The following is a 16,244-nucleotide window of genomic DNA, read 5'->3' on the forward strand; positions in this document are numbered from 1 at the left end:
TTTGTGGAACCGTTGCTCGCTAAATGAGCACCAAAGTCGCAGCGGTCAGGCGCCGACTTCGCACTTCTTCATAAAGCTGTTCTTGGCGGCGCCGGCGAGCGGCTTGCCCTCGGCGCTGACGGCCTTGGGCGCGCAGGCGTCGGCCTTGCACTTCTTCATGAACGAGGTCTTGGCGGCACCAGCCAGGGCCTTGCCGTCCTTGCCGACGGCCTTGCTTTCGCAGGTGTCCTCCGCGAAGGCCGAACCCGCCGCAAACGTGGCAACGATCGCAGCCAGGAAAATCCGCTTCATCATGATTGTCTCCCTAAACCAGAAATGGCGCGCGGATTGGAGCCGGGAATCATGGCGCAATCAAGCTGGATGAGCGCCTGCCGTCCGGTCTTCCTGGCGATTTTTCGAGCGCGGGTGCGAAGGGGCCGACGGCCTGCTGCACTGCTCGCTGACCGGGACGGGCGATCCTGCTAGCTTCGGGCGAGTTTAGCCGAAGGGAGCATCGTGATGGAGACCCTGATTGCGAACATGCCGGATGCCGCTGCTGACCGGCATTCTCACCTGGTTCGGCCGCAAGAGATGGAATGGCAGAAGACGCGCTTTCCCGGCTGCGAGGCCAAGACGCTGCTGTTCGATCGCAGCAGCGGTCTGATGACGGCCTTGATGCGCTTTGCGCCGGGCTCGGTGCTGCCCGATCACGAGCATGTCGGCGTCGAGCAGAGTTATGTCATCGAGGGCGCTCTCGTCGACAACGAGGGACCGGCCAAGGGGATTGCCTGCAAGGCCGGCGAGTTCATCTGGCGCGAGGCGGGCAGCCGGCATGCCGCCTGGTGCCCGGAGGGCGCCCTGATCCTGGCGATCTTCCAGGTGCCGAACAAGTTCTTCGAAGCCGACGGCCGCGTCGTCGATGCCGCCGGTCAGGATTGGGACCAGACGTGGGGGCACACCGACGCGCAACGGGCGGGGAGATAGGCGGCTGTTCGCAGCTCAAACGCTGTCATCGATGCTTCTGACGAGCATGGTGATCTGAACGGCGATCAGCCGCCGCATCTCCTTGCCGGTCCTGGCGGTTTCGCGCAGCCCCCGCATGCCGAACACCAGGCATCGCGCCAGTACTTCCGGCTCGTCCGCTAGCGCAGCGGCCTTCACCTGATCGCGGATGAGGTCGGCGACCAAAGACTGGAAGTTTTCGTAGACGTTTCGGACTGCCGGGAAACGGAGGTCGAACAGATCTGCTGAATCGGGATGCGCCTCGATCAGGTCGAAGCCATGGGATCCCCAGGATTTGCAGGCGTGGAGCAGCTTGGCATGGAGACCGTCGAGACGCGCGATTGCGGCCTTAATGTCGCGATGCTTCTGCTCGTCCATTCTCTGGATCACCGCCGCGAACACGGCATCCTTGTCGGGGAAGAGCAAATAGAGCGCCGGCCGCGACATGCCCGCCTTGGCGGCGATATCGCCCATCGTCGTACGGGCATGGCCGTAGCGGGAGAAGACCTCCGTCGCAGCCTCGATCGCGAGCTCCTCTTTCGAAATGCTGGAACGAGCCATGAGCCTCACCGGCGTCGGAATTGAACCTCCGTCATATTGACAAAATAACAATAATTGTCAATTTGCTGGAAGCGGCATGAAGCCATGAGAGGGTCTGCGAGATGAACGATGAAGCGCGACTGAAGACCTGGAACACCTATCAAGCGGCGTGGGGACCCGTCGATGAGGACGAGCGGCGTCGGCTGCTCGAGCAAAGCGTCGCCGCGGACTGTGTGTATACCGATCCGGGCTCTCAGATTGAGGGACGCGGCGCCTTGATGGCGCGCATAGGTCAAACCCAGCTCAAGTTTCCTGGCGCGCATTTCAGGAACGACAGCTTCCTCGAACACCACGAGCAGGGGCTTTTTCGCTGGACTATGTATGATGGCGCCGGTCGCGTGTTCGTCACGGGTGAGAGTTTCGGCCGCTTCGGCGGCGACGGCCGGCTCGTTCAGGCGACGGGCTTCTTCGAGGTGCCCGCCGCCAAGGCCTGAACGCCGGCCGGCGTGGCGGCCGATCCTGCCGCTCCCGATATCACCCTCAGGCGCCGCGCGCGAGAAGCGCCTTGAAGTCCGCGCGTGCGCGCTGCGCTTCGGCTCGCGCCACCTCGGAGGCGTCGCCGAGACCAAAATAGCCGTGGATCAGGCCGGGGCCTTCATGGTGCTTTACCGGCACACCGGCGGCTTCCAGCGCGCGCGCATAGGCTGTGCCCTCGTCGCGCAGGGGATCGAACCAGGCGGTGGTGACGATCGCGGGCGCGACGCCGGCAAGCGAATTCGCGCGCAGCGGCGAGACGCGCCAGTCGGTGGCGTGCGAGGGATCTGCGAGATAATGACCGCAAAACCACTCCATCACGGCGCGTGAAAGAAAGTAGCCCTCGGCGTTCTCGGCGCGCGAGGGGAAGCGTGCGTTCTCGCGCGCGTCCGCATAACTCCCGAGGACGTCGGTCACGGGGTAGACCAGCAGTTGCGCGGCGAGCTTGATGCCGGCGTCGCGGCAGGCGATCGCGGTGGTGGCGGCGAGATTGCCGCCGGCGCTGTCGCCGGCAACACCGAGGCGTTTTGCATCGCCGCCAAATTCCGTGACGCGGCCAAACACGTCGCTGACCGCGGCAAAGGCGTCCTCGAACGCGCCGGGAAAGCGCGTTTCGGGCGGGCGGCGATAGTCGACGGAGACGACGACCGCGCCGGTCTCGATCGCAAGGTTGCGGGCCTGCCGGTCGTGGGTCTCGAGGTCGCCCGCGACCCAGCCGCCACCATGGAAGAACACCACGGTCGGTGCGGGCGTGGTGCCGACCCGGTAGACCCGTGCATCGAGCGGTCCGGCGCCGCCTTTCACCTTGATATCCGCGACAATGTCGACGGGTGGCGGCGGTATGGCCGCGCGCGAGGCAGCCAGTGCGCGCAAGGAATCGCGGGCGCTCTGTGGCGTCATCGTCGTGGCATCGCGCATCGGCAGCAGCGGAATGATCTGGGCGATGACGGGATCGAGCGGTGCGGCCACGTTGGCTTTCATGGGATCCTCACAGGGTTCTTGGTCTTGCTTGCGGGTTAGCATAGATATGGCGCGCCGCGTCGGCAACCGCTCGCATGTGGCAATGCCAGGGAATGAACGGGCAGGGAGGTCTTGAGGTGGAATTCGAAACGCTGGTCCAGTCGCGCCGCAGCGTGCGCGGCTTCAGGAACGAGCCGGTGCCGCGCACGGTGATCGAGGCGATCATCGACAGCGCCAAACGTGCACCGTCGTCGATGAACACCCAGCCCTGGCATGTCCACGTGCTCACAGGCAGTCCGCTGAAACAGCTGCGCCGACGCAATATGGAGGAGATGGTTGCCGGCGCCAAGGTCAAGCGCGACATCGTCAGCCACGGCGAATACCAGGGCGTGCACCGGACGCGGCAAGTCGACGTCGCCAAGAAACTGTTCGGCGCGATGGGGATCGCGCGCGACGACAAGCCGATGCGCCAGGACTGGGTGCTGCGCGGCTTCCGCCAGTTCGACGCGCCGGTCTCGCTGGTCTTGACCTATGACCGCGTGCTCGATCCCGGCGCGGTCTGCCATTTCGACCTGGGCGCGCTCTGCTACGGCATCGTGCTCGCGGCCTGGGACCGTGGTCTCGGTTCGGTGATCAACGGGCAGGGCATCATGCGCTCCGACATCGTGCGCGAGGTCGCGAACATTCCGGAGGACGAGGTGATCATGACCTGCGTCGCGATGGGTTATCCCGACGACAACTTTGCCGCGAACGCCGTTCGCTCCGATCGCGAGGGCAACGACGATTTCGTGCGCTACGTCGGATTCGCCGAGTAGCGCAGGCAGAGGAGATTATTCTCTCGCCGAATTTTTTTGGTGCGGACCGCTTGGCGGCCTCTTGCAATCTCGATCGTGCAGGAGGAACAATGTACGGACTGAAAGGTTTGATGCTGGCGCGAGGGAATTGACATGCGGCGGCTCGCTAGCCTGGTTCGACGGTTCTTCGGCCCGCGAGTGCGGCGTCCGATCGATGATGATCCAAGTCTTCCTTTCACACCCGAAGAGTTCGGCCGGCTGATCCGCAGCGGCCGGCACGAGGACATGAAGCTGCTGGCCGAAGGGCTCGCGTGCCGGACCGTTCCGCGCCGCACCAGACATCGCGCCGCGCACTAGACCGGGGTCGAGACGGGTTGCTGCGCTCATCTCGTGAGCGCGACCTGTCTGAACGCGGTCAGCAGTGCCTTTTCCAGCTTTCCACTCATTCCGCAGAGAATGTTATAAGCCTCTGCCCGCGGCATCGTCGGCTTGTAGTGCCGGTGCTCGATCAGGGCAGCGAAGATGTCCGCGATCGTCAGGATGCGCACGACATCACCGATGTTCCCGGCGCAAAGCGCATCCGGGTAGCCGCTGCCGTCGAGAAATTCGTGATGATGCCGCACGGCATCAAGGATCTCTGGCGAGATATTGTCGTGGTCTTTCAGAAAATCGTAGCCCGCCACCGGGTGCGTCTCGATTATGGCACGTTCCTCCGGATCGAGACGGCCGGGCTTGTCGAGGATGGCAAGCGGAATCCGGGCTTTGCCGATGTCGTGGAACATGGCCGCCGTGTATAGCCGCTCCAGATCTGGCCTGCCGACGCCAAGGCTCAGGCCGAAGTCGATGGCGACGCCGGTGACGAGGAGGCAATGCTGATAGGTCCCCTCGTGATGGCGCCGCACCGTTGTGAGCCACTCCGACAGGCCATGCTGGGTGATGCGATCGGCGATCTGGCGGCCGGCTTCCTTCGTGCCGTCGACGTCGACAGGCTCGCCGAGCGTGACGGCCGTGAACATCGACGCGATGGCGATCGCCGCGGTCTCGACGGCGTTGTCCGGCTGCGGCGCGTGACCTGAGGAACCAGACGCCTCTTCGGCGGGATGAGCCAGCGCTGCCAGCAGCTTGATCTTGTCGATCGTCCCGGGAAGGACGAGCGTGGCCCCGAGCGCGTACGCCTGCGAGATACTCATGTGAGAGGAGTGCTCGACCAGGAAGATGCGTTTCGTTGCCTTCGCGAGCTTTACGGCTCGTTTCTTGATGGCCGCAATGGTGCGGACCTCACGCAATTCCGCACGGATCACGATCGCGAACGGCACCTCGGACAGCTTGGCTTCCGCGTCGAGCCGTTCGCCTGCGACGGCAAACTGCTGCTCGAGAATCGAACAGACGCTCGACAATTTGTCCGAGGAATCAGCCAGCACATGCACGAACCGGCGTGCCGCTTCCTTCTCTCGGATGCCGCCGTCGCCTTTGACGGGGCGGGATATAATTCGCGCGTTCTGCACGGTTGACCTGAATCATGCTGGAGTTAATTGGGGCTGATGAATCCTTGGGGCTATTTGCTCTGAGCGGCAGTCTGCGCGGCGGCTGCCGGTTTCCTCTTTCCGTCTGCGGTGACGAAGTGCACGCCGGCGGTGGTGCCGTCGATCCAGACCAATTCGCAGCGCCGGTAGGCGAGCCCCGTCGACGATAGCAGCAGGAAGAATTCCTTTGCCCGCAGCACGTCGAGCGTGCCCTCAACTTCGATCTTCGCACCGCTTTGCGATATGTCGAGCAGAACGCAACTGCGCCGCCACGTGCCGTCCGAGCCCATCAGATTGACCGGCTGCTTGTGATCCATTTTTACGCGCTGCGCTTTGCGACCGTCGAACTTCATCGATTAACCACCATCTTCGAGCCGCGATCTACCGGATCGCGCGTGTTGGCGCTTGCTGCTATTTCTCCCCATCGCACTGCCCATTGGCTGGTGGACAGAAGCAGCGTCTCGAAGATGCGTTGCGCGCGCTCGCGCTCGGCAAAGGAGAGCCTTTTCCCGCCGCGGTTGCTCAGGATGGTAAGGGTGGTCTGCCAGTTCAGCCGCGAAGCCCGGCACGCCATGACCAGCCCTTCGCAATCGTCGTCGCTCACGACACGCTCGATGATCTCGAGCGGCGCCCCTGAAAGCACCGACAGCGCCGTGAACAAATTGGCCGTCTCGCCGCGGATCGCAAAACGGTTCACCGTGGAATCGTTGAGCTTGCCGATGCGGTTGAGGACGACGATCTCCGGCCTCGCGCTTGCGTAGTCGGCCCTGCAAGGCCGCTTTGGCGGAGCCGGCTCCGCTTCCGGCACCGGCGCCGCGGCGGGCGGGTTGGGTGTGGCCGGTGCCTTCCGGGCTGGTGGGGCGGAGAGCAGCTTGCGCACGACCAGGTCGGGCGTGCCGGGCCGGAGCACCAGCGCCTTCGCGATCTCGCCGTCATGGTCAGCCTTGGCAATCAGCGCTGCATAGGCTGCGTCGGAGAATTTCGTTCCCGGGTTCTTGATCAGGGCAAGGCAGATCGGGCCGCCGTGCTTGATCAGCGCCTCGGTCACGGTCGGCGCGATCTCGCTGCGGGCGGCGATTGCGCGTCGATGCCGCTCGCCACGGGAGTCAATGACAGCCTCGAGGTCTGCCGCGGAGAGCGCCTGCGATTTGAGCAGGACCGGACACGCCACGTCGGGATCGTCGTGTGAGGCGAGACGCCACAATGTTTCGGGAGGCGCCACGTCAAGCTCGGCGAGCGCCGTGCTGAGCTGAACCAGTGCGCTGGCCTCGACCCGTTCCGTCAATCGCAGCAGAACACCGTCGACCACGTTGCTGAGCAATTCCCGGCACTGGTCCTGGCTGCCAATGAGCAACTGCACCATGCCGGTGAGAATGCGTGCGCAACGGTGCGGTGGGCACGTTGCGACCACCTCTTCCAATTCAGCGAGAATAGCAGCAGGCGAATTTGCCATCATGGCAGGGGCCTGACTCAAAATTGATTTTGACTATCGAACAGCGCTCATTCCGCTCGACAGAGGTTAATATGAAATGTTGCTTTCGACCGTTTGGGTATTGGTGCACCGCTGGCACGGCAGGAAACGCTATCGAAAATTGGCGAGATTTGATGCGCCGGGTTGTCCTTGGACTTCGACGCTCGCCAACTGGTCGGCATAGTTCGAAGTGATTCTTTCAGACTGAGGGGACACCGGAACGGGAAGTTGGGTCGGCATTGTCGCCGGACGCGCGTTTGTTGCGACGCGAAGTTTCACATTGCCATGAACAGAATTGATGATGCGCCGACGCTGGCGCCAAAGGTATTTCGTTTCTCTGACGTCGATGAATTTCGAAATGCCATACGGGGCCTGAACTTCGAGTTCACGCCTTTCGTACGGAGGATTTCGGCCGAGCAGACCATTCTGTCGCTGCCCGGCTGCGACGTGAATTTGACGCGGGCATTTCCGCGGGTCGTCGACGCACAGCTTGTCGAGAATTGCACCGCTATCGGATTCACGATGGATGATTTGGACGTGCCGGTTCGATTTAACGGCACGCAGCGCGCGCGACCCGTCATCGTCATCGGCAGCGGCGGCGCGGCCTACACCACCGTCGAGGAGGTTCAGCGGGAAATCGCCTCGGTGGTGTTCAGGCCGGAGGTGACGGATCGCGGCTGGCCACAAGCAGCCCTCTGCTTCAAGATCTTCGAAACGACCGCCGCGGGCTTGAACCGGCTCCGCGTTGTGGTTCGGGAGGTGTTGACAGCCGCGTCGGAGCCGGTCGACGCGCCCGACGTGCCGCTGAAGTCGGCCGCCATGAAGGAGACCCTGCTCAGCGCCGTGGACGCAATTTTCCAAAATATGGGTCCCGCGCGATGGACCCTGCACCCCAATGACGAGCGGAACTTCAAGGTCTTTCAGGACATCCGCGCGCTGCTTTCCGACGACCTCTCTCAGCCCATCTACAGCGCCGAGATCGCGCGCAAGCTTGGCCTGCCGGTTCGCACCATGCACGACGTCGTCCGCCGCTATCGCGGCATGAGCCTGCACCGCTATCTACGTCTGCGGCGGCTGTGGCTGGTGCGCCAGCGGCTGCTCGCCGGTGCCGACAGCGTCAAGGCCGTCGCGCTGGCGTTCGGGTTCTGGCATTTCGGCGACTTCTCCAGAAGCTATCGCGACCAGTTCGGCGAGACACCGTCGCAAACGCTCGAGCGCGGACGGCGAACCTAGCGCGTCAAAACGTTGAGGCCGGCTTGCTGATCCGTGCTAGACTGCCGCCCATGAGCAATCGCATCCTCGTCCTCTACGGTTCCTACCGTTCCGACCGCATGGGCATCCGCCTTGCGAATTTCGTCATCGATCGCCTGCGCGCCCGCGGCGACGACGCCGTGTTCATCGATGCCAAGGCGATCGGCCTGCCGATGCTCGATCGCATGTACAAGGAATATCCCAAGGGCTCCGCACCCGAGGCGCTGGAGAAGCTGGCCGGAGAGATCCGCGGCGCGGACGGTTTCGTCTTCGTCACTGGCGAATACAATTGGGGCATCCAGCCGGGCCTGAAAAACCTCACCGACCACTTCCTCGAGGAGTGGTTCTGGCGTCCGGCCGCGATCGTGAGCTATTCGGCCGGCCGCCTGTCCGGCGCGCGTGCCTCAACCGCCTGGCATGGGACGTTGTCGGAGATGGGCATGGTGGTGGTGTCGAGCACCATCGGCGTCGGCCCGATCGCACAGACGCTGTCGGAAGCTGGCGAACCGATCGGCGAGGGCGGCAAGGCGCTCGAACGTTCATTCCCGCGCTTCGCCGACGATCTCGCCTGGTGGATCGAGGCCGCCAAGGCGCAGCGGGCGCGCAAGGCACCGCCTTACTGACGGTCCCGGACTGCGAAGCTGCGCGTTTGCCGCGCTTACGCGGCCCTGACCTCACCGAGGAAACGGTCGAACTGTCCGGCGAGATCGCGTGACTGGGTCGAGAGCTGCTCGGCTGCGCCCAGCACCTCCCGTGCGGCCGTGCCGGTATGGTCGGCGGCGCGCTGCACGCCTGATATGTTGGTGTTGACCTCCTGGGTGCCGCGCGCGGCCTCCTGAACGCTGCGGGCGATCTCCTTGGTCGCCGAGCCCTGTTCCTCGATCGCGGCCGCAATGGCGGTGCCGATCTGGTCGATCTCGCCGATGACGTCGGCAACGTTGCGGATCGCGGTCACGGTCTCGTCGCTCGCGGCCTGGATCGCCGAAATCTGCTCGGAGATTTCGGTGGTGGCCTTGGCGGTTTGGCCCGCCAGCGACTTCACCTCGGCAGCAACCACCGCGAAGCCACGGCCGGCGTCGCCGGCGCGGGCGGCCTCGATGGTCGCGTTGAGCGCCAGCAAATTGGTCTGCTCGGCGATGCTCTGGATCAGCGTGACGACGTCGCCGATCTTCTGTGCGCCCTCGGCCAGCGCTCGGGCGGTGTCGCCGGTGCGGCGGGCGTTGTCGACGGCGCGGGCCGCGATCTCGGTAGACTGGGCCACTTGACGGCCGATCTCCGAGATCGAAGAGGTCAGCTCTTCGGTGGCGCTCGCGACGGTCTGCACGTTGCTCGATGTCTGCTGTGAGGCGGCGGCGACAACCGCGGCCTGACTGTTGGTCTGGGCCGCCGTCGAGGTCATCGACTGCGCCGTGCTTTCCATGGTGGATGACGCGCGGGAGAGTCCGCCGACGAGTTCGGTGACCTTGGCTTCGAACGCGCGGGTGATCCCGTCGAGCGCCTGTGCGCGACGCATCTTGCCGTCGTTCTCGGCCTGCTTCTCCGCCGCAAGGCTGTCGGCCCGGATCATGTTGTCCTTGAAGACCCGGACGGCCGCGGCCATCGCGCCGATTTCATCGGAACGCTCGGCGCCGGGAATCTCTTCCGTGACCTCGCCGTCGGCGAGCCGCGACATCCGCGTCGTCAGGTTGACGATCGGGGCGCAGACGCGGCGGCGGACCGTGACGATGAGGCCGGCGCTGGCGATCAGCACGGCGAGGAGGCCCGCGAGTGCGATGGTGAAGCTGGTGTGGGCCGCAGTGGAGGCACCGGCGAGAATCTGCTCGGCGTTGTCGTAGAAGGCATCGCGGACGTCGATGATGGTGCTGAGGCCGCGTTGCGTGGCGGTGTAATAGGTGTCCATGTCGTGTTCGTACTTGCCGCTGACCGCACCCTCCTTCACCAGCTTGAGCTCGCGGCCGAACTCGTCGATATAGATCGCGTTGAATTTCTCCAGTGCGGCGGCAACGTTCGCCGGCGTTGCGGGATTGCCGCGCAACTCCAGCAGCGACATCACGATCTGGTCGTTGCGGCCCTGCGAGCGGCTGATCTCGGCCTTCTCGGTATCGGTCGCCGGCTTTTTGCCCCCGACGAGATTCTTGTGCAGGCTGGAGTTGAAGCCGCCCACGTCGCGCAATGTCATGGCGATGTTGGCGTAGCTGGCCTGCCGGTAGGCATCGCCGTTGAGGATCGCCATGCGGCGGACCTGCTCGTTGAGCAGCGCGGTCACGCCGGCGTTGAGCACGGCGTTGTCGGCGACGATCTTCTTGGCCGCGTCCTTGCGCGCCTCCGGCGGGCCCGACATCGCCTTGTCGATGGCCTCGCGCAGCGCGGTGAACTTCGAATTGACGGCGTCGATGTTGCCGCCGGTGGTGTTGCCGTCGTCGAACGGGCCGGGCAGGTCCTTGCGCAGCGCGTTCATCCTGTCGCGGGCGGCATCGGTCTGCTTGCGCAGCTTGTCCTGCTCGGCAAGCAGCGCCGGGTCGACGGCGGGAGGGCCATAGAGGATGTTGGTGGAAAAGCCGCGCTCGGGATTGAGGTAGCGAGGGATGTCGCTGACGGCGCGAACGATCGCCAGCCGCCCCTGGGCCTCGGTGATCCGCTCCATGGTCTGGTATTTCGTCACGGCGACGTAGACGGCGAGGCCGCCGCCCACTGTCGAGAGCGAGACGATGGCGGTGGTCAGGAGCGTACCGATTTTCATGATTCTGTCCGGCAACTGGCGCGGGAGATTATTTGCAGCGACAATAGGCAGGCGATGTTAATCCCGGGTTTACGCTGGTGGCCGCGGGCAGCCGCGCGCTGAGTCTGTCCGTCTAGGCGTAGGTCGCGCTTACGGTTCCGAGCGGACCGAAATCGGCGACGTAAGTCTCGCCCCGCTTCGGCCGCAGCATGCCCGTCAGCGTGCCGGTGGAGATGGTCTGGCCGGCCTTGAGGCCGATGCCGGTTCGTGACAGCAGCGCTGCCGCGGCGTCTCTCGGCGTCGTTGCAGTTCAGGACGACCTCCTGATTGGCAATATCGCGTTTGCGCCAGTCCGAGATGGGCTCTCCAAGCACGATCGTTCCCGATCCGGACCCGTCGGCCATGATTGCGGGCATCGGGGGAAACGCCGCGTCGTGGACGAAGCGGCATTCGGCGAGCTCGATGCCGGGATGCAGCGAAGCGACCGCATCGCCGACCTCTTCCACCGTATAGGGCTTCGCGCGCGGCGGCAGGTTGGCGCCGAGGCGGGCCTGGTACTCGACCTCCGGAATCGGACTGCATTGCTTGATGTGCTCCACGCTCGCGGGCGAGGTCTTGATCAGTGGTGCGAACACCCGCCCATAGATCGGCGTGGAGATGCGAAGCTGGCGCTGGAGCCCGGGCTTCATGCCGGCGATCTTCCAGCCGACGACGTCCCAGCCCAATTCTTCTTCCACCATCTGCGCGATGCGGTACGCCGTGTCGGCATCCGGCGGCACCAGCCGCTGCTCGAGGCCGCTTTGCTGCCGGCCCTCGCGGCGCAAATCGGCGAGATGGCGGGCGAGTTCGCGTTGTCGGGAGAGATCCATCGGTGCGTCTCCATTCTATCCTGGTGTGCGGGCGAGGGCGGAGGACAGGACCGTCTCCAGCTCCTCTTGCACCTGATCGAGCGCGTCGGCGCTGCGATTTGCACGGCACATTGCGACCGTGCCTTCGATCGAGGCGACGACCAGCGTTGCAAGCCGCTCCGCGCGTTCGGCGGCCACTCCCTCGCGCAGGAGGGCTGAGCGCATGATCTGTCGCCAATCGGCGAACACGCCGTCGGCAAGATCGAGCAGGTGCTGCTGCGCCGTCTCGTCGTCCCTGTCGGAGGCTTCTCCGACATAGCGGTCGACGGCGACCGCGAGCACGGGGCAGCCGGCCTCGAAGCCGGTCGCTTCCAGCTGGCGGCGCCACGATGCGACGAAAGCTCGCAAGCCACCGATCACGCCGCGTTCGTTCATGGCCCTCTCCAGGGGAATGGACACCTGCTTGCCGGCAAAGGTTACGGCCTCGGCGATCATCTGCTGCTTGCCGCCGGGGAAGTGGTGACTGATCGAGCCGCGTGGCGTCGCCGTATGGCGGACGACGTTGCGCATGCTGGTGGCGTTGACGCCGCGCCGGCTCATCAGGTCGGCGGCGCCGGCGATCATCTTGTCGCGCGTGGTGGTCATCGGAACTTCCGCAGTTGGCTGTGCTTTATCTAAACTATGACGGTTGACATAGGCAAGCGGCACTGCGATATGACGTGCGTCATAGTCGCAGAAAGGAATAGGTTGACCATCATCACCGTGACCGCACCTGCCGGCCGGCTCGGTCTGGCGCAGCGCCGCTGCCTCGCCGAAAGCCTGACCGACGCCGTGCTCGCGCCCGAGATCGGCCAGCATGCGCCGGCGGCGCGAATGGGCTTTCAGGTGCATTTCCATGACCTGCCGGCCGACTGCATGGCGATTGGCGGCCGGCTCCTGTCCGACCAGGAAACGCCGCGCGACGTGATGACCGTCAATATCGCGGTGATGAACGCAGCCTGGCCTGCCGAGGTGCGAGCGGAGGTGATCCGCAATGTGCTGGCGAGGCTTGCGGAGGCCTGCGGCATGCAGGCGCCTGCGCCAACCTGGTGGGTCAATTTCGAGATCATCGAGGAGGGAAGCTGGGGATCGCGCGGCGGCGTGCTCTCGATCCTCCAACTCCTGGATTCCGGTGTGTTCACGCCGCAGCGGATCGAGGCTATCCGCGGGGCAATTCAGCCGCCGGCCTGATTTGCCCACCGACTAATCCGGAGAGAAGCGAAATGAGCGAAGGTCAGATCCGCACCGAGGTGCACGGCCATGTCTTCAAGATCATCATCGACAACGCCGCGAAGAAGAACGCGTTCACGCCGGCGATGATGGAGCAATTGTCCGATGCGCTGACTGAGCTGCACGACAACGATGCCTATCGCGTCGGCGTGGTTTGCGCCGAGGGCAGGGATTTCACCGCCGGTCTGGACATGCCGAAATTCTTCGGACCGACTGCGGAGAAGCGCAATATCAGGGAAGGCAATGTCGATCCGTTCGGCCTTGCCAAGCGCTGCCGCAAGCCTGTTATCACGGCCGTGCAGGGCATCGTATTCACGATCGGCATCGAGCTGATGCTCGCCGGCGACATCGTGGTCGCCGCCGAGGATGCGCGCTTCTGCCAAATGGAGTCCAAGCGCGGCATTGCGCCGCTCGGGGGCGCGCATTTCCGCTTTTTGTCGCGCGCCGGCTGGGGTGACGCGATGTATCATTTGTTCCTGTGCGACGAGTTTTCAGCCGAGCGCGCCCACACAATCGGTCTCGTCCAGGAGGTCGTGCCGGCGGGAGAGCAGGTCGAGCGGGCGATGGCGCTCGCCGCCATCATCGCGCGCAATGCCCCGCTCGGCATCCAGGTCACCAAGGAAGCCGCGGCCAAATATATCGAAGGCGGCGAGGCGGCGGCGATCGCCTATATCCCGATAATCCGCGATCGCGCGCTTGCAAGCGCCGACGCGAAGGAGGGCATTCAGTCCTTCATCGAGCGTCGCGCGGCCGTCTTTCAGGGGCGCTGATCCGACGCGCTATGTCGGCCGATCCAGCTTCGACAGGATCTCCAGCGTAGCGCCGTCGCGCTCGCCGGAAAAATATTTGGCGAGCGCCTCGTCGAAAACGGGTTCGTCGGACACCGCGTCGAACAGCGTCATCGACGAGCGGAATTTGGCGTCATCGGGCGCGCCGAGGATGGCGTTGATGCTCCGACCCTCGATGGCAAGCACGAGGCGGGTGCATTCGATCAGGCGCGGACCGAGGATGGGGTGGGCGAGATAGGCCTTGGCCTCGGCGCGGGAGGCGATGGCGTAGCGCTGCGACATGGCACTGAAGCCGAGGCCGGCGACCTGGGGAAAGACGAACCACATCCAGTGGCTCTGCTTTCGGCCCCGGGTCAGCTCCCCCTGGATGTCGCGATAGACCGGGTCCTGGGCCCGGACAAAGCGAATGAGGTCGAAAGGATCGGTCATTGGATACCTTAGGATACCCTGGAATGGCTTGCCGGAGCCTTGCCGGCCGCGATTATGCCTAACTTTTGGCTCCCAATGTGGTAGCTGGTATAGAATCTCCGGGTGGGGGTGGATCCTCCCGGGGATCGATTTTGGGGAGCTGATGGTTTCCGACCGGGCACAAGCCGAGAGGCTATTGTCGCGCCGCCGTATTGGGCGAGCCGAGACGATATTGCTGTCTCTGGCTGCTGTCGCGCTGGCACTGGGCGCTGCCGCCTGGGTCGTGGATATCGGCGGTTCGGCCTCGCTGGTCACCGCCGCGCTGCCGCCGTCCAATGCGCCTTCATTCGATGATCGTTTCGCTTCTGCTTCCAGCAGTCCGCCCGCCCGCGAGCTCGGCTTGCGGACGCTGGAGCGCTCCGCGGTGAGTGCAGTTCAGCTCAAATTGCGCGACGCCAAAGCGATGCTTGCCCAGAAGCTCCAGGGCGACGACTGGCGCTCGACCCTGACCGACGACGACCGGCATATGTCGGAGGAGACGAGACAATCGCAGCGTGCTGACGCCATCCCGATGCCGCGCTCGCGCCCGCCCCAGGCCGACATCTCGGCCCAGATCGCCTCGAGCCAGGCTTACGCGGAGACCAACCCCAGGGTCGACAACCGCAACTTCTTCGAAAAATTCACCGACAAGATCAGGCTGGCCTCGCTGACGCCCGACAGTGGCCTGTTCGGCAAGGCGCCGGACCTCGCCGCGCTCGGTTACGATTCGCGCACCGCGGTCTACGACATCTCGGCCAAGGCGCTCTACCTGCCGAGCGGCCTCGCGCTCGAAGCGCATTCCGGCATGGGCGCGCTGATGGACGATCCGGAGCACGTCGACCAGCGGATGGTTGGCGCGACCCCGCCCGCGACCTACGACCTCAAGCCGCGCGAAAAACTGTTTCACGGCGTCCGCGCACTGCGCTTGACGCCTACCGAAGGCACCAGCGCGCTCGGCCGCGTCGGCCTGCTCACCCACAATTACATGCTCGGGCCCCGTGGCGACTCCAACGGTTGCGTGTCGATCAAGGACTATGATCGGTTCATGAAGGCCTACGACAACGGTGAGTTCAACCGTCTGGTCGTGGTGCCCAAGTTGACCCCATCGGCGACCGCCTCGCAGCGCGCGAGCACTGAGTCCTGATATCTGCTCCTGATATTTGCCTGCCGCGGCGGGGCTGCCGTTTTCCCTTCGTTAAGCCGTCATCGTCCAGAAGCAGCCCATGAGTGATCCGCAAAGTTCCGAGACCCCGCTGCGCACGACGTTCAAGATCAAGCTGAACGGCGACACGCTGGCGATCGCGACCGTCGGCCAGGCCTATCAATTCCTCACCAATTTCAAATCGGTCGAGTGGATGGAATTCCGCTCGCTGCACGAAGACGCGGTCGCGGCGCTCGAAGGCGCCGCCGAGAACGCCATGCTCGTCGTGCAGGCGACCAACGCCGTGCGCGCGCTGTTCGTCAGCGCCAAGCTGCTCTGAGAGCGACACGGCAGATATTTGTGGAGATTCCCGGATTGCGCTGCGCTCCATCCGGGCTACCGACCACGACTTGAATTCCGCTATAGGAACGGCAATAGCTCGCGAAGATAGCGCTCAAGCCGATACATTGAAACGTAGTTCAGGGAGAGACCCATCATGAAACGCCGTACATTTCTCAAGGGCGGCGCGGTCGCCGGCGCGACGACGCTGGTTGCCGCGCCCGCGATCGCGCAAGGCGCGCCCGAGATCAGATGGCGCCTGACGTCGAGCTTCCCGAAGTCGCTGGACACCATCTACGGCACCGCGCAGACGTTTGCGAAATATGTTGCCGAGGCCACCGACAACAAATTCCAGATCCAGACCTTTGCGGCCGGCGAGCTCGTCCCCGGCCTGCAGGCGCTCGATGCGGTCAGCACAGCCTCCGTCGACATGGCGCAGACCCCGCTCTATTTCTACATCGGCAAGGAGCCGGCGCTGGCCTATGCGACCGGCGCGCCGTTCGGCATGAACCATCGTCATCAGGAGTCCTGGTGGCATTTCGGCGGCGGCGCCGATCTCACCAACGAGGCGCTGAAGCCGTTCAAGGCGCATGCCATCCTCTGCGGCAATTCCGGCACCCAGATGGGCGGCTGGTTCCG

At 64.4% G+C, this 16,244-nt stretch carries 21 protein-coding genes; 11 read left to right on the forward strand and 10 right to left on the reverse strand.

All coding sequences use genetic code 11. The features are described from left to right. Positions 1-45 precede the first annotated feature (45 nt). Positions 46-294 (reverse strand): hypothetical protein, encoded by a 249-nt coding sequence (locus IVB47_RS11990; RefSeq protein ID WP_035962662.1) that lies wholly within the window; start codon positions 292-294, stop codon positions 46-48. A 204-nt stretch (positions 295-498) separates the two neighbouring features. Between IVB47_RS11990 and IVB47_RS11995 the strand changes: the two genes are divergently transcribed. Continuing rightward, positions 499-963 (forward strand): cupin domain-containing protein, encoded by a 465-nt coding sequence (locus IVB47_RS11995; RefSeq protein ID WP_247361365.1) that lies wholly within the window; start codon positions 499-501, stop codon positions 961-963. 15 nt (positions 964-978) lie between these two features. On the opposite strand, the gene IVB47_RS12000 is transcribed toward IVB47_RS11995, so the two are convergent. Further along, entirely contained in the window at positions 979-1,542 is a 564-nt protein-coding gene (locus tag IVB47_RS12000) for a TetR/AcrR family transcriptional regulator (RefSeq protein ID WP_247461749.1), read from the reverse strand. A gap of 101 nt (positions 1,543-1,643) precedes the next feature. On the opposite strand from IVB47_RS12000, the gene IVB47_RS12005 reads away from it, so the two are divergent. Further along, positions 1,644-2,015 carry a nuclear transport factor 2 family protein gene (locus IVB47_RS12005; protein WP_247461752.1) on the forward strand — a complete coding sequence of 124 codons (372 nt, stop codon included), beginning with the start codon at positions 1,644-1,646 and terminating at the stop codon, positions 2,013-2,015. 46 nt (positions 2,016-2,061) lie between these two features. On the opposite strand, the gene IVB47_RS12010 is transcribed toward IVB47_RS12005, so the two are convergent. Further along, on the reverse strand, positions 2,062-3,036 hold the full coding sequence (locus IVB47_RS12010) for an alpha/beta hydrolase (RefSeq protein ID WP_247286316.1): 975 nt from the start codon (positions 3,034-3,036) through the stop codon (positions 2,062-2,064). 116 nt (positions 3,037-3,152) lie between these two features. Here IVB47_RS12010 and IVB47_RS12015 point away from each other — a divergent pair, with 116 nt between their 5' ends. Together IVB47_RS12015 and IVB47_RS12020 are read left to right on the forward strand one after the other, a co-directional pair. After that, entirely contained in the window at positions 3,153-3,830 is a 678-nt protein-coding gene (locus tag IVB47_RS12015) for a nitroreductase (protein ID WP_247461755.1), read from the forward strand. A gap of 132 nt (positions 3,831-3,962) precedes the next feature. Next, positions 3,963-4,166, forward strand: coding sequence for a hypothetical protein (locus IVB47_RS12020; protein ID WP_018456356.1), 204 nt, complete (start codon positions 3,963-3,965; stop codon positions 4,164-4,166). A 26-nt stretch (positions 4,167-4,192) separates the two neighbouring features. Here the strand turns inward: IVB47_RS12020 and IVB47_RS12025 are convergent, their stop codons facing one another. Genes IVB47_RS12025 through IVB47_RS12035 form a run of 3 tightly spaced genes read right to left on the reverse strand, consistent with a single transcriptional unit; the run spans position 4,193 to position 6,788 of the window. Next, positions 4,193-5,314: an HD domain-containing phosphohydrolase gene (locus tag IVB47_RS12025; RefSeq protein WP_247461757.1), complete on the reverse strand. Its 1,122-nt coding sequence runs from the start codon at positions 5,312-5,314 to the stop codon at positions 4,193-4,195. Positions 5,315-5,364: 50 nt separating this feature from the next. Next, entirely contained in the window at positions 5,365-5,685 is a 321-nt protein-coding gene (locus IVB47_RS12030) for a PilZ domain-containing protein (protein WP_007591767.1), read from the reverse strand. Next, positions 5,682-6,788, reverse strand: coding sequence for a DUF2336 domain-containing protein (locus IVB47_RS12035; protein WP_247461759.1), 1,107 nt, complete (start codon positions 6,786-6,788; stop codon positions 5,682-5,684). The genes IVB47_RS12030 and IVB47_RS12035 overlap by 4 nt, the downstream gene beginning before the upstream one ends. A 300-nt stretch (positions 6,789-7,088) precedes the next feature. On the opposite strand from IVB47_RS12035, the gene IVB47_RS12040 reads away from it, so the two are divergent. After that, complete coding sequence (locus IVB47_RS12040) at positions 7,089-8,036, forward strand: helix-turn-helix domain-containing protein (protein WP_247463138.1); 948 nt, start codon at positions 7,089-7,091, stop codon at positions 8,034-8,036. 50 nt (positions 8,037-8,086) lie between these two features. Further along, entirely contained in the window at positions 8,087-8,677 is a 591-nt protein-coding gene (locus tag IVB47_RS12045) for an NADPH-dependent FMN reductase (RefSeq protein WP_247408527.1), read from the forward strand. Between the two features lie 35 nt (positions 8,678-8,712). On the opposite strand, the gene IVB47_RS12050 is transcribed toward IVB47_RS12045, so the two are convergent. The 3 genes from IVB47_RS12050 to IVB47_RS12060 are packed head-to-tail and all read right to left on the reverse strand — an operon-like array spanning position 8,713 to position 12,266. Continuing rightward, complete coding sequence (locus IVB47_RS12050) at positions 8,713-10,794, reverse strand: methyl-accepting chemotaxis protein (RefSeq protein WP_247461761.1); 2,082 nt, start codon at positions 10,792-10,794, stop codon at positions 8,713-8,715. After that, positions 10,791-11,642, reverse strand: a complete 852-nt coding sequence (locus IVB47_RS12055; protein ID WP_247461763.1) for a hydratase — start codon at positions 11,640-11,642, stop codon at positions 10,791-10,793. Before IVB47_RS12055 ends, IVB47_RS12050 begins: the two co-directional genes overlap by 4 nt. A gap of 15 nt (positions 11,643-11,657) precedes the next feature. Beyond that, the gene (locus IVB47_RS12060; protein ID WP_247461765.1) at positions 11,658-12,266 is read right to left on the reverse strand and encodes a helix-turn-helix domain-containing protein; all 609 of its coding nucleotides are present in this window, start codon (positions 12,264-12,266) and stop codon (positions 11,658-11,660) included. A 102-nt stretch (positions 12,267-12,368) separates the two neighbouring features. Between IVB47_RS12060 and IVB47_RS12065 the strand changes: the two genes are divergently transcribed. Together IVB47_RS12065 and IVB47_RS12070 are read left to right on the forward strand one after the other, a co-directional pair. Continuing rightward, a complete protein-coding gene (locus IVB47_RS12065) occupies positions 12,369-12,851 on the forward strand; it encodes a tautomerase enzyme (protein WP_247461766.1) in 483 nt (160 codons plus the stop codon). 32 nt (positions 12,852-12,883) lie between these two features. Continuing rightward, positions 12,884-13,660, forward strand: a complete 777-nt coding sequence (locus IVB47_RS12070) for a crotonase/enoyl-CoA hydratase family protein (protein ID WP_247461768.1) — start codon at positions 12,884-12,886, stop codon at positions 13,658-13,660. Between the two features lie 9 nt (positions 13,661-13,669). Here IVB47_RS12070 and IVB47_RS12075 read toward each other — a convergent pair whose 3' ends face one another. After that, complete coding sequence (locus tag IVB47_RS12075; RefSeq protein ID WP_247461770.1) at positions 13,670-14,107, reverse strand: DUF1810 domain-containing protein; 438 nt, start codon at positions 14,105-14,107, stop codon at positions 13,670-13,672. A gap of 211 nt (positions 14,108-14,318) precedes the next feature. On the opposite strand from IVB47_RS12075, the gene IVB47_RS12080 reads away from it, so the two are divergent. From IVB47_RS12080 to IVB47_RS12090, 3 genes are all read left to right on the forward strand, one after another. Beyond that, positions 14,319-15,269: a DUF2778 domain-containing protein gene (locus IVB47_RS12080; RefSeq protein WP_247461772.1), complete on the forward strand. Its 951-nt coding sequence runs from the start codon at positions 14,319-14,321 to the stop codon at positions 15,267-15,269. A 79-nt stretch (positions 15,270-15,348) separates the two neighbouring features. Beyond that, on the forward strand, positions 15,349-15,606 hold the full coding sequence (locus IVB47_RS12085) for a hypothetical protein (RefSeq protein ID WP_007609546.1): 258 nt from the start codon (positions 15,349-15,351) through the stop codon (positions 15,604-15,606). A 156-nt stretch (positions 15,607-15,762) separates the two neighbouring features. Next, the coding region (locus tag IVB47_RS12090) for a twin-arginine translocation signal domain-containing protein (RefSeq protein WP_247463140.1) at positions 15,763-16,244 on the forward strand (482 nt) is incomplete at its 3' end.

Origin of the sequence: Bradyrhizobium sp. 62, assembly GCF_023073035.1 — a bacterium.
Lineage (GTDB): Bacteria > Pseudomonadota > Alphaproteobacteria > Rhizobiales > Xanthobacteraceae > Bradyrhizobium.

Excerpts from the sequence above, each read along its gene's own strand:
- IVB47_RS12055 (WP_247461763.1), bottom strand. The coding sequence starts at position 11,642 with ATGGATCTCTCCCGACAACGCGAACTCGCCCGCCATCTCGCCGATTTG.
- IVB47_RS12020 (WP_018456356.1), top strand. The coding sequence starts at position 3,963 with ATGCGGCGGCTCGCTAGCCTGGTTCGACGGTTCTTCGGCCCGCGAGTG.
- IVB47_RS12085 (WP_007609546.1), top strand. The coding sequence starts at position 15,349 with ATGAGTGATCCGCAAAGTTCCGAGACCCCGCTGCGCACGACGTTCAAG.
- IVB47_RS12005 (WP_247461752.1), top strand. The coding sequence starts at position 1,644 with ATGAACGATGAAGCGCGACTGAAGACCTGGAACACCTATCAAGCGGCG.
- IVB47_RS12030 (WP_007591767.1), bottom strand. The coding sequence starts at position 5,685 with ATGAAGTTCGACGGTCGCAAAGCGCAGCGCGTAAAAATGGATCACAAG.
- IVB47_RS12045 (WP_247408527.1), top strand. The coding sequence starts at position 8,087 with ATGAGCAATCGCATCCTCGTCCTCTACGGTTCCTACCGTTCCGACCGC.
- IVB47_RS12060 (WP_247461765.1), bottom strand. The coding sequence starts at position 12,266 with ATGACCACCACGCGCGACAAGATGATCGCCGGCGCCGCCGACCTGATG.
- IVB47_RS12000 (WP_247461749.1), bottom strand. The coding sequence starts at position 1,542 with ATGGCTCGTTCCAGCATTTCGAAAGAGGAGCTCGCGATCGAGGCTGCG.
- IVB47_RS12035 (WP_247461759.1), bottom strand. The coding sequence starts at position 6,788 with ATGATGGCAAATTCGCCTGCTGCTATTCTCGCTGAATTGGAAGAGGTG.
- IVB47_RS12070 (WP_247461768.1), top strand. The coding sequence starts at position 12,884 with ATGAGCGAAGGTCAGATCCGCACCGAGGTGCACGGCCATGTCTTCAAG.
- IVB47_RS12050 (WP_247461761.1), bottom strand. The coding sequence starts at position 10,794 with ATGAAAATCGGTACGCTCCTGACCACCGCCATCGTCTCGCTCTCGACA.
- IVB47_RS12075 (WP_247461770.1), bottom strand. The coding sequence starts at position 14,107 with ATGACCGATCCTTTCGACCTCATTCGCTTTGTCCGGGCCCAGGACCCG.
- IVB47_RS12010 (WP_247286316.1), bottom strand. The coding sequence starts at position 3,036 with ATGAAAGCCAACGTGGCCGCACCGCTCGATCCCGTCATCGCCCAGATC.
- IVB47_RS11990 (WP_035962662.1), bottom strand. The coding sequence starts at position 294 with ATGATGAAGCGGATTTTCCTGGCTGCGATCGTTGCCACGTTTGCGGCG.
- IVB47_RS12040 (WP_247463138.1), top strand. The coding sequence starts at position 7,089 with ATGAACAGAATTGATGATGCGCCGACGCTGGCGCCAAAGGTATTTCGT.
- IVB47_RS11995 (WP_247361365.1), top strand. The coding sequence starts at position 499 with ATGGAGACCCTGATTGCGAACATGCCGGATGCCGCTGCTGACCGGCAT.